Origin of the sequence: Bacteroides sp. BFG-637 (assembly GCF_024793605.1) — a bacterium.
Taxonomy (GTDB): Bacteria; Bacteroidota; Bacteroidia; order Bacteroidales; family Bacteroidaceae; genus Bacteroides; species Bacteroides vicugnae.
In genome coordinates this window covers 6,506,560-6,519,361 of record NZ_JANUPD010000002.1, presented here as the reverse complement: position 1 = coordinate 6,519,361, position 12,802 = coordinate 6,506,560, and the positions used below count along the sequence as shown (strand labels likewise).

Here is a 12,802-nt window from a genome sequence, read left to right as displayed (position 1 = left end):
ATGATGGAAAATGAGATTTAAAAAATTAACTTTGCAAAAGTAATCATCAAGTATAAAGGACTATGGGTAATTTTATTACGAATATCAAGGTTAATCACATTTTTCATTTGGAGAACTTTTGTATTCCAATTTCTGAAAATGAGAAAAAACATCTGATTATTACGGGAAAGAACGGAAGTGGTAAGACTATTTTGTTGAATGCAATTGTGGAGCATTTGAGCAAGGTTTGCAATGATAAGACGTTGAGCTTTTTGAATAATGCGAGACATTTGATATCCCATCGAACATGGTTGCAAACGGCTAAGGCTGCCAATGATTCACAGAATATTGTTTCCCATCAGGATAGCGTTGAATATTATAAAACTAGAATTGAAGAAATGTATGGAAAAGTGGAACTTTCATTCCATGATATATATTCCATCTCTAAGGATTTTCTAAGTCAAGACTTTATCATAGCCTATTATGCAGATGAACGTAGATCTCTTTTTGTAGAACCTAAGAATCCGATTAAACCGGATTTGGAAATGAAAACTGATCTGACACACAATAAAGTAGATCAGTTCTTGAATTTTATGGTTGACTGTAAAGTGCAAGAAGCCTTAGCCCGTAATGAAGGAAAAATGGAGGATGCTGATTATATTCGTCAATGGTTTGTCGGTTTTCGTAATATCCTCCGTCAGATATTTAATGATACAACCCTGGAACTTGATTTCAATTATAAAGATTACTCTTTCCTCATTCAAACACGTGGAAAATCGTTTAAATTCACGGAGTTGTCAGCAGGATATTCAGCTGCATTGGACATCGTAGCCGATTTAATCTTAAAAATGCAATCGCAGGATAATGTGGTACGTGCATACGAGAAAGAGGGAATTGTGTTGATTGATGAAATAGAAACACATCTTCATTTGGAACTACAGCGAATGATCTTGCCGATGTTGACTGCTATTTTCCCTAATATACAGTTTATTGTTACTACTCATTCTCCTTTTATTCTTAATTCTTTAGAGAATGCTGTTGCTTTTGATTTGGAACATCGTGAACCGATTGAAGATTTAACGGATTATTCTTATGAAGCATTAGCGGAAGGTTATTTTGGTGTTCGCACAGATTCCAGTGAAATTCAAATGCGTTTACAACGGCTGGAAGAGTTGATTCGTGCAGAGCAGCTTTCTGTTTCGGATAAAAGTGAATTGGATATGTATCTGAAAGATTTTGATAAGATTCCGGAGGCAGTAGCTCCTGCAGTTAAAGCTAAATATTATGATCTGAAAAGAGAGTGGCAAAATAAGAATTAATTAAGATGATTAGAATTTGTAAGAATGCGGATAAGCCACAAACTTTAGATAAAAGTTATAATACGGACGAAGTCTGCAAACAATTACTGATGGATCAGAATGATAAATGTTATTTGTGCGAACGGCATTTGACAACAGATTACCAAGTAGAACATTTCAAGTCGCAAGCTAATAATGGAGACTTGAAACAAACATGGGAAAACTTATTTGTAGCTTGTGGATACTGCAATAATAAAAAATCGAATAAGTATGATGATATCTTAGATCCGATCCATTATGACATAGAGACTATAATAAGGCATTCGAATGACTTTGTCAATCAGAAAGTAATATTTAATAGTGACCATGCGACTTCCGAAGTGCTTTCAACGATTCAGTTGTTGAATTTATTATTTAATGGGAAACTACCTTATAGGAACTGTCGTGAACAACGATTTTATGATGAGTTTATTCAAAAAATGAACTTTTTCTCTTATGCTGTTAATGAATATATGTCAGGTAAGAAAGAAGATTATTATCCGGTTATAAAGGAGTTGTTGGATATTCGTAGTGAATATTTGGGATTTAAATATGCCATTATTCATAGTAACGATCTGCTGAAACATGATTTTGGAGATATGACGATTTGGAATAAGAAAGGAGAATGACTTTATGCTTAGTAAATATAAATTAAACCAGCTTTACTTCAAAGATACACAATTCGCTAACTTGATGACAAGGCGGATTTTTAACGTGTTATTAATCGCTAATCCTTACGATGCTTTCATGTTGGAGGATGACGGGCGCATTGATGAGAAGATTTTCAATGAATACACTTCTTTGTCTCTGCGCTATCCACCTCGTTTCTCGCAGGTGTCTACGGAGGAGGAAGCACTGTCACAGTTGGAAAACATGTCGTTCGATCTGGTGATTTGTATGCCGAGCACGGGGGATAATGACAGTTTCGACATCGGCCGTCACATCAAAGAGAAATACGAGCATATTCCTATTGTCATCCTGACTCCTTTCAGTCATGGTATTACTAAACGGATTATCAATGAAGATTTAAGTGCGTTTGAATATGTATTTTGCTGGTTGGGTAATACTGACTTGTTGGTGTCTATCATCAAGTTGATAGAGGACAAGATGAATCTGGAACACGATGTGCAGGAGGTCGGTGTGCAGTTGATTCTTTTGGTGGAGGATGGTATTCGTTTCTATTCTTCTATTTTGCCGAATCTGTATAAATTCGTGTTGAAGCAGAGTCAGGAATTCTCTACTGAAGCCTTGAATGCTCACCAGCGTACGCTCCGTATGCGTGGACGTCCTAAAATAGTGTTGGCACGTACGTATCAGGAGGCGATGGAAATCTATCATAAGTATCAGAATAATATATTGGGGGTAATCACTGACGTCCGTTTCCCGAAAGTGGAACGGGGGGAGAAAGACGGTCTGGCAGGTATCAAGCTGTGTGCGGAGATACGTAAGAATGATCCGTTCGTTCCTTTGATTATACAGTCTTCCGAATCTGAAAATTCGTCTTATGCAGCCAAGTATGGTGCCAGCTTTATTGACAAGAACTCCAAGAAGATGGACGTTGATTTGCGCCGTATTGTCTCCGATAATTTTGGTTTTGGTGATTTTATTTTCCGGAATCCGGATACAGGGGAGGAGATTGCCCGCGTCCGGAATTTGAAGGAGCTGCAAAATATTCTTTTTGCCGTACCTGCGGAGTCCTTCTTATATCATATCAGTCGGAATCACGTGTCGCGTTGGTTTTATTCGCGTGCCATGTTCCCGGTAGCTGAATTTTTGAAACCGATAACCTGGAATAGTCTTCAGGATGTGGATGCTCACCGTAAAATCATCTTTGAGGCGATTGTGAAGTATCGTAAGATGAAGAACCAGGGAGTCGTGGCGGTCTTTAAGCGCGACCGCTTCGACCGTTATTCTAACTTTGCCCGTATCGGGGATGGATCTCTCGGAGGAAAAGGACGTGGACTGGCATTTATTGATAATATGGTGAAGCGTCATCCGGAGTTCGACGAGTTTGAAAATGCGCGTATCGCTATTCCGAAAACAGTGGTGCTTTGTACGGATGTGTTTGATGAATTTATGGATACTAATAATCTGTATCAGATTGCACTGTCAGATGCGGATGATGCTACGATTCTGAAATACTTTCTGAAGGCAAAGTTGCCTGACCGATTGGTAGAGGACTTTTTCACTTTCTTCGATGTAGTGAAGTCTCCGATTGCCATTCGTTCTTCTTCCTTGTTGGAAGACTCTCATTATCAGCCGTTTGCCGGAATTTACAACACTTACATGATTCCTTATCTGGACGACCGCTATGAAATGTTGCGGATGCTCTCTGATGCTATCAAAGGGGTGTATGCTTCGGTTTATTTCCGTGACAGCAAAGCGTATATGCAAGCCACTTCGAATGTAATCGATCAGGAGAAAATGGCTGTTATCTTACAGGAAGTAGTTGGAAACCAGTACGGCGATCGTTATTATCCGTCTATGTCCGGTGTGGCCCGTTCACTGAATTATTATCCTTTAGGAGATGAAAAAGCCGAAGAAGGAACGGTTAATCTGGCTTTGGGATTAGGAAAATATATTGTTGACGGTGGCATGACCCTTCGTTTTTCTCCCTATCATCCCAATCAGGTGTTGCAAACCAGTGAAATGGAAATAGCCCTCAAGGAGACTCAAACTCGTTTTTATGCATTGGATTTGAAAAATGCCGGACATGATTTTTCTATCGACGATGGTTTTAATTTGCTGAAACTTCATGTCAAAGAGGCGGAAAGTGACGGTGCTCTGCGTTATATTGCTTCTACCTACGATCCGTACGATCAGATTATTCGTGATGGTTTATATCCGGGAGGACGTAAGGTGATTACTTTTGCTAATATCCTGCAACATGATGTTTTCCCGTTGGCTCGTATTCTGCAGTTGGTATTGAAATATGGTGAACAGGAGATGCGTCGTCCGGTTGAAATTGAATTTGCAGCAACGTTAAGTCGCGAACATGATAAATCCGGAACTTTCTATCTGTTGCAGATCCGTCCTATCGTAGACAGTAAAGAAATGCTGGACGAGGATTTGAACGAGATTCCTGATGAAGATGTGATTCTCCGTTCGTATAATTCATTGGGACACGGCATTATGAATGAGGTATATGATGTGGTTTATGTAAAAACCGACAATTATAGTGCTTCCAATAATCAGACGATTGCCTGGGAGATAGAAAAGATCAATCAACAGTTCCTGAACGAAGGAAAGAATTATGTGCTCGTTGGTCCGGGTCGTTGGGGAAGCAGTGATACATGGCTGGGTATTCCGGTGAAGTGGCCTCATATTTCGGCTGCCCGTGTGATTGTGGAAGCCGGTCTGACTAATTACCGGGTAGATCCCAGTCAGGGGACACACTTTTTTCAGAACCTGACTTCTTTCGGGGTGGGATATTTCACGATCAACGCCTTTATGAATGATGGAGTTTATAATCAGGATTTCCTCAATGCACAACCAGCAGTGCAGGAAACGAACTATCTCCGTCACGTTCGCTTTGAAAAACCTGTGGTAGTCAAGATGGACGGCAAGAAGAAGTTGGGAGTAGTCTTGATGCTAGGCGTCGATAAATAAGCTTTATTAACGTTCAATCTATTATATAATGAAGTTCTGTTTTTCATCTGAAAGACAGAACTTTTATGTTATATCTCTTAAAAATGTTTCATTTTTCATATTCTAGGCCTTAATTGTGGTCTTCTTTTCATATTCGAAAATAAAACTTTCTTTAGATACTTTATTATAAAGAAATAAAACTGTATTTTTGCGGCTAGTTTACAAGATAGCACCTGTATATTAGGTATTTAAGCTTATCTTTGATTTCAGAGAGAGGGACTCCGTATTATTTAAAGGCGTATTTAATTCGGTATGAAGGGTATTTTGAAGTTTATTTTATTTTTAGAGATTGTATTGTTGTGCAGTTGTGTAAACGATGAAAATCGTTCGGGTGCCTTTGGTGGAATGAGCTTGCATCTATCCGCAAATTCTTCGGTGACAGATGTTACGACACGCTCGAGTGAGGAAGTACTGCCTTCCATACAAGATTTCTCTATTTCCATGTTGCAAGGTGACAAAGTGCAGGCTTCCTGGGATAAATTGAGTGACTATGATGAAGACACTACTTTCCCGGTAGGAAGTTATACCTTGAAAGCTTTCTATGGTGATATTGAGAAGGAAGGCTTTGATTCTCCTTATTATGAGGGGACTACCGATTTTAACATCCGTGGTGGCGAGACTACTCCCGTGGAAACTACTTGTAAATTGGCCAATACTAAAATAAGTATTGAATACACGGATGATTTCAAACAGTATTTTAAGACTTATTCTTCTACTGTACAGGCAGAGTTGGGAAGTGAAGTTTCTTTTTCGTCCGGAGAAACGCGTGCTGCTTATGTGAAGCCGGGTAGAATTTCAGTAAAACTGACTTTCACGAAAGTGAATGGCGGACTAAGTCCGACTACCGTTGAAGTGGCTACCATTGAGGAGGCGTTAGCTCAACATCATTATCATTTGCAAATGAATGTGGATGCTGGTAAAGCCATGTTGAGCATTGTCTTTGACCGTGTAACGGAAGTCAGACCCATTACTTTGGATATTTCGGATAAAGCATTGAATATTAAACCTCCTTATTTCACATTGACCGGATTTGAGAAAACAAGTAATGATGGTAATCAGTGGGACGGTAATCCGATTGAATCGAATCAGTTATCGGCTTTGTTGACTTCTTTGGGCGGTTTTACGAAATGTATTCTTAGAACTACTTCTCCTAATTTACCCGATTGGCCGGAGGAAGGATTTAATCTGGCGGCACTTACTCCTGAAGATCAAGCATTGCTGGACAAATCAGGTGTGAAGTTGATTGGCTTTGGTATTAATCAGGATCAGATGGGTATTATTAATTTTACTGGTTTGATTCCTAATCTGAATATTACGGATAATAATGATACTCATTTATTCTATTTGAGTGCCACCAGTACTTATGGTAAGCAAAGTGAAGATTATGTGTTGAATATAACAACGCCTAAGAACTTTATGTTGCTACCTACGGATCCTGTGAAGATGAAGAGTAAAGAAGTGACAATTCCGGTGAAACTGAAAGAAGGCAATCCGCAGAATATTAAGCTCTATTATCGTTATTATGGTGTGATGACTTTGATTAACAATACGGTTATCACTCCGATAGAAGGAAAAGAAGGATATTACAATATAAAAGCAAGTGGTATTGATATGGGAGTTGTAGCCAAAGACTTCCAAGCTGAATATAACGGTTTGAAATCGGCCATCGTTTCCGTAGCTGTTATTATACCTTCTTATAGTGTTATTCTCGAACCGTTTCATGTGTGGTCGTATACGGCCGAAATGACGATTGTACCTGAATATGCCGAAGATATGTCTAATGTGATGAGTGCTATTGAAGCATATATTTCTTTGAATGGAAGTACGTGGACGAAAGTGGATGCCAAAGATTTGAAACTTGATGCAACCACTGGAAAGGCTGTCATTTCAGGACTTACTCCGGGAACTACTTATTATTTCAGAACGACTTGTGATGATGGTACGACTTATTCAATTCCTGTAATGCAGGCAACAGAGAGTGTAGTACAGCTTCCGGATTTCACGCAAGGATGGGGTAAGACAATCTTTAGTGGAACTATTAATAAAGGAGGAAAGTATAATCATAGTTCTTTTTGGGGAGATAATAGATTTGATACAACAAATTTAACAGCACTTGATTTTGATGAAAATGAATCTTGGGCTACAGTAAATGAAAAGACAGTACCTATTAGTGGTGTTAAGAACACTTGGTATATGATTCCTTCAAGTATGAAACAAAGTAATGGCATTCTGATGCGTAATGTGGCTTGGACTGTGGCAACAAGTGACCCTCCATCAAGAAATGCGATTGGTGCAAGTACTCTTAATGATTTGACGCCTCCTACTCATGGTCATCATTCTGCCGGTAAGCTTTTCCTGGGAAGTTATAGTTATAACCATTCTACTAATGTAGAAATCTATAATGAAGGCATATCCTTCACTTCCCGTCCGATAAAGCTGAAAGGTACTTATACTTATGTAGCTAATAACGATCAGGGCGGAATTGTAACTGTAATAGTAGAAAACCGCGAAGGAGGACAAACATTAAAGTTAGCTGAAGGTAGTGAAGTCTTAACAGCGACGAGTTCTCAAAAGGATTTCACGGTGGACTTAACTTATAATACGATGTTTGAGAAAAAAGCGACTCATTTAAGAGTGATGTTTGCCTCTTCTTCCAATGCTTCAAACACTCAAAGTGTTGAAGACAGTAAGATTAAAACAACGGATAATAAGGGTGAAGCTATTTCTACTGGTAGTGAATTGTATATAGATAAAAATATAATATTAGAATATAAGTAATGAGTAATATGAAAGCAATAAAAAAACTCGTTTTTATATGTTTGGCAAGCATTTTAGGATTATGCAGTGCTTGTATGAATGATAACCCTGATTTTGGAAGGGACGACGAAGGAACCGGGAATACAAATCAAGGTGAAGGACAGGTAAGACTTGCGGGAACAAGTGTTTCTGTTTCTGTGGATGTGCTGTCACGTGCAGACGGTAAAGCAATCAATACAGATGATTATATCATTCGGATTTATTCGACTGATAATAATTTATTGGTAAAGGAATATACAAGATATAGGGACATGCCCGAAATCTTAACCTTGAATGTGGGTAACTATAAGATTGAAGCATTATCACATGACGTAAAACCTGCTGAATGGGAAAAACCTTTCTATAAAGGAACCCAAACTTTTACAATAAAAAAAGATGAGGTTACATCGGTTGATGTAATCAAATGTTTCTTGCAGAATATAATGGTGACAGTCGACCTCAATGATGATTTGAAACAGAAAGTAGGTGGTGACCAGTCCATTACAATAAAAGTCGGTACAGGTGAACTGACTTTTAATAATACCGATATTGGAAGTGGACGTGCCGGATTCTTTGAAGCTGCCGAAGTAAGCAATATCATTATTGTTCATTTCCAGGGAACGGTAGATGGGGAATGGACAGAAGAGCAAACCAGTTTCAGCAATGTGAAAGGTGGAGAGCACCGGAACATTGTGTTTAATCTGGAGATACCTTCAGTGGGTGACATGGGATTAAGCGTAAAGCTGGATGCAGTATGTAAGAAAGTGGATTTACTTGCTTGGGCTAATCCGGGAGCAGAAGATATATTGCCGGAAGATCCATCCGTAAATCCTGGAACAAGTGCACCGACAATCGTAGGACAAGGTTTCAATATAATGGATGAGATAGAAGTAGAGAAAGACGAAACCAAAACCATTATTGTTAATATCACAGCAGATAATGGTATTCAAAATTTGAAAGTGAAGATTGATTCGGAGACTTTGACACCTGAAATACTGAAGTCAGTAGGTTTGTCTTCTGAATTTGATTTGGCACACCCTGCAGATGTAGATTTGGAAAAAGCGTTGAAGAGCTTAGGTTTCCCAGTGGGCAGTGAAGTGATCGGAGTGAAATATTTGGTGTTTGATATTACACAGTTTACGCCGCTACTCGGATTGTATGGACTTGCTTCTCATAATTTTATTATTACCGTTGTCGATCAGGCAAATAATACCAGAACAGCTACTTTAGCATTGAAATCAATAGCAAAGAAAACAGAATGAAAAAACTGATACATATATTAGTTATAGCTTTCATTGTTGGACTTGTTTGTGTCTCCTGCCGTGAAAGTGACCTGACAAATAATGGAGAGGGCGCATTATCTTTGAAGATAGGTGTTCAACGTGAATTACCTACTGTTTCTGCCGGAAAGACGAGAGCTACGCTTACTGATGAAGAATTGCTCCAGAAGTGTAAAGTGTATATCCGTAACGCGGAGGGCTTGGTGCGTAAATTCGCCACTTTGGATGAAATGCCGGAACAAATACTGTTAGTTCCCGACAATTATAAAGCGGAAGTTACTGCGGGTGATTCCGTAGCTGCATCTTTTACCGATTCTTATTTCAAGGGGACGAAAGAGTTTACAATTTCAAAAGGGACGGCTATTTCGGAATCAGTAGTGTGTGGCATTCGCAATACAGTAGTCAGTCTGGCTCTGTCTGACGAATTACAGGAGGCATTTCCTACTTATAAAATTACAGTGAGTAACCGATTGGGAACTTTGGAATATACACAGGATAACATATCCCAACTAGGATATTTTATGCTGTTGGATGATGAAAACCAATTAAGATGGAACCTTGTAGGGCAACTTAACGGCAGTGGAACAGAAATAACCAAAAGTGGAGTTATTAATCTGGTACGGAAAGCAACCAGATATGATTTGACTTTTAGTAATTCTTCCTCTGAAGTGGGTGGTGGCATGATCTCCGTAAATGTGGTTGAGACAGCTTTGACGACGGATGAGAAAGTAGATATACTGGCACGTCCTGTTATTAAGATAATCGAGAATGATCAGATTTACGAGTTGGATAATGCAGTTTATCGTGCGCAATTCGACAAGGAAACACCTATTGTTGTGCGGATGGCTGCTAGTGTGCCTTTTACTGAATTGAAAGTGACGAGTGCGGATTTTGCACGGTTGGGAATTACCCATTTTTCTTCTTTCGACTTGATGGAATTGACTGAAGTTCAGATAAGAGAACTGGATAATCTTGGATTTAGTATCCAATTTAATGCGGATATGACAAAGGTTCAGTTTGCATTTAAGGAAAACTTGAGAGAGATAATGACTAATTCGATCGATGACGGTAATAACACCTATCGATTTGACATTGAAGTAAGGGACCGGAATGGAAAAGATAGAGCGAAAACGTTGACGGTTATTGCTACAGATGCTTTGGTTGCTACCGAGGATATTGCTACACAGAACGATGTTTGGTCAACAAAAGCCACTCTGTATGGTAGTCTGGTTGCTTCAGTTACAGAGATGAATTTCCGTTACCGGGCGATTGGTTCCAATGATTGGATGTATTCGAATCAGGCTGTGTTGAATAATAAAATATTTACGAGTCAAATAACCGGACTTGAACCTGGTATAACCTATGAATATCAGGCAATGGCTGGTACTGTTGCAGCGAAAGAAACAAAACAATTCACTACAGAAGCTCCTGCACAATTGCCGAATGCTGGATTTGAAGACTGGCATGGAGATTCGCCTCTTTATATCTATAAGAGTGGTGGAGAAATGTTTTGGGATAGTGGTAATACGGGGTCTGCTACATTGAATAAGAATGTGACAACGTATGATGCAGCCATTAAGCACAGTGGGAATTATTCTGCAAAATTACAGTCTCAATATGTGGCTCTTTTTGGAATTGGTGCTTTTGCTGCCGGAAATATATTTGTCGGGAAGTTCCTGAAAATAGATGGTACAGACGGTATTTTACGGTTTGGACGTCCTTTCACTTCACGTCCATCGAAATTGGTGCTTTATTATAGATATGTAGCTGGTACAGTGGACTATTCAACATTGGGTGAGTTGCCGAAAAACAGTAAAGATATGGGCTCTATTTATATAGCATTGGGCGACTGGCCACATCAGACTTTTGACGGAGAAACGGATATACCGGTACTTGTTAAGACAAAGCCTGCTGACAGGCAGCTTTTTGATTCAAATTCTTCAAATGTGATAGGCTATGGAGAGTGTATTCTTAAAGAGTCGACGGAGGGTGAAGGATTGATAAAACTGGAGATCCCGATTAACTATCGCTCTAACCGTAAACCGACTGATATTATTTTAGTGGGTAGTGCAAGTAGATATGGAGATTATTTTACCGGAAGTACGGGCAGTACTTTGTGGCTTGATGATTTGGAATTAATTTATGAATAAGCAAAGTATGAATTACTTTATCAAAACTTCATTCCTGATAATCTTGGGAATAATTGTTGGAACGACGCAAACATGCGCGCAACAGGAGTTCAAACGGAATATAGAAATGAGAACTTTCATTCCTAAGGGACAATGGATTGTGGGTAGTTCAGTTTCTTATTCTCAATACTCAAATGATAACTATCAGTTTCTGGTGATAGAGAATTTGAGTGGGGAAGGGTATGCTTTTAAAGTGAGTCCGGTATTGTGTTATGCTTTTAAGGATAATGTAGCTGCAGGTGGACGTTTTATGTATAGCCGGACGTATACCAAGCTAAATAATATCAGTGTAAATATTGATGAAGATACCAACTTTGATATTAGTAACCTGTATGAATTGAAGAACTCTTATTCGGGAATTGCTGTCTTGAGAAATTACATCAATTTAGGTACTAGCAAGCGTTTTGCATTATTCAATGAAGTGCAGTTAGAATTGGGAGGTTCTGTTTCAAAAGTGGTGAACGGTAAAGGGGATGACCTGACAGGAGTATATCAGACTTCTTTGGATGCAAGTGTTGGTTTGAGTCCGGGTTTGGTTGCCTTTATCAATAATTATACGGCAGTGGAAGTAAGCATTGGGGTGTTGGGACTGAATGTCAGCCGAACCCATCAGGTGACGGACCGGATTTACGAAAGCAACCGTTCGTCGATGAGTGCCAATTTTAAAATTAATCTTTTCAGTATAGGACTGGGAATAGCTTTTTACCTTTAAAAAACAGGACGAATGTATAAACGGTTATTGGTAACAGTACTGGTGTCTGTATTCTTTTTCTCTTTGTGGGGAAAGACAGAAACGGTTTGTCAATCGTTGGAGGTAGAAGATTCTGTCCCCGTTTTTCAGAAGGATACGCTACCAGTAAAAGGGAGCTTGGACTTCCTGCGAATCAAACGTATCGGACGTTATGATCGTGGAATCATGAACTATCGTTTCATTCCTAAAGGGAAGTGGATCTCTGGTTTCACAATGTCATACTGGGATTATAATAGTGCGGATAATAAACTGCTGTTTGCCTATTTTGATAATTTTGATTGTGATGGGCGTAATCTGAATTTTTCTGTATATGGAGGCTATGCTGTCCGTGATAATATGGTGTTGGGATTGAAGTTCGGATACCGGAATATGCGAGGAGCCTTGAATAATATCACGTTGAAAATCGATGATGATGTCGATTTCTCTTTGAAAGATTTAAAGTTGGAACAAAATTTGTATAACGTGTCGTTCTTCCATCGCTCTTATGTAGGTTTGGATGCCGGTAAACGATTTGGATTGTTCAATGAGACTGCCTTGACATTCAATTTTGGAAAGTCTAAATTCGACCGTGGTGTAGACGAAAATTTGGTTAATACTCAAACAGATATATTTGAGGTGCAATTGGGAATAAATCCGGGATTGGCTGTTTTTATTATGCAAAATGTAAGTATTGAATGTTCGCTCGGAATAGCCGGCATTCGTTACAGGCAGGAAAAACAGAAAAATAATCTGGGAGAGACGGGAAAACGGATGACGGGTGGATCTAACTTTAGGGTGAATCCTTTCAATATTAGTTTGGGATTGACGATTTGCTTATGATTT

General features: G+C 39.0%; 8 protein-coding genes. All 8 read left to right on the top strand.

The genetic code is table 11. From position 1 onward, the window contains the following. The first annotated feature begins 62 nt into the window (after positions 1-62). The 8 genes from NXX38_RS25770 to NXX38_RS25735 all read left to right on the top strand — a co-directional run bounded on the left by NXX38_RS25770 (position 63) and on the right by NXX38_RS25735 (position 12,799). The gene (locus NXX38_RS25770) at positions 63-1,298 is read left to right on the top strand and encodes an AAA family ATPase (RefSeq protein ID WP_258981647.1); all 1,236 of its coding nucleotides are present in this window, start codon (positions 63-65) and stop codon (positions 1,296-1,298) included. A gap of 5 nt (positions 1,299-1,303) precedes the next feature. After that, positions 1,304-1,945, top strand: a complete 642-nt coding sequence (locus NXX38_RS25765; protein ID WP_117935352.1) for an HNH endonuclease — start codon at positions 1,304-1,306, stop codon at positions 1,943-1,945. 4 nt (positions 1,946-1,949) lie between these two features. Continuing rightward, complete coding sequence (locus tag NXX38_RS25760) at positions 1,950-4,925, top strand: PEP/pyruvate-binding domain-containing protein (RefSeq protein ID WP_258981646.1); 2,976 nt, start codon at positions 1,950-1,952, stop codon at positions 4,923-4,925. Between the two features lie 291 nt (positions 4,926-5,216). After that, positions 5,217-7,742 (top strand): DUF4493 domain-containing protein, encoded by a 2,526-nt coding sequence (locus tag NXX38_RS25755; RefSeq protein ID WP_258981645.1) that lies wholly within the window; start codon positions 5,217-5,219, stop codon positions 7,740-7,742. Positions 7,743-7,750: 8 nt separating this feature from the next. Further along, positions 7,751-9,022, top strand: coding sequence for a DUF4493 domain-containing protein (locus NXX38_RS25750; RefSeq protein ID WP_258981643.1), 1,272 nt, complete (start codon positions 7,751-7,753; stop codon positions 9,020-9,022). Continuing rightward, a complete protein-coding gene (locus NXX38_RS25745) occupies positions 9,019-11,190 on the top strand; it encodes a DUF4493 domain-containing protein (RefSeq protein ID WP_074707820.1) in 2,172 nt (723 codons plus the stop codon). Before NXX38_RS25750 ends, NXX38_RS25745 begins: the two co-directional genes overlap by 4 nt. A 7-nt stretch (positions 11,191-11,197) precedes the next feature. After that, positions 11,198-11,941 carry a hypothetical protein gene (locus tag NXX38_RS25740; protein WP_004306842.1) on the top strand — a complete coding sequence of 248 codons (744 nt, stop codon included), beginning with the start codon at positions 11,198-11,200 and terminating at the stop codon, positions 11,939-11,941. A 12-nt stretch (positions 11,942-11,953) separates the two neighbouring features. Then, positions 11,954-12,799 carry a hypothetical protein gene (locus NXX38_RS25735; RefSeq protein ID WP_074707822.1) on the top strand — a complete coding sequence of 282 codons (846 nt, stop codon included), beginning with the start codon at positions 11,954-11,956 and terminating at the stop codon, positions 12,797-12,799. The last annotated feature ends 3 nt before the right edge of the window (positions 12,800-12,802 follow it).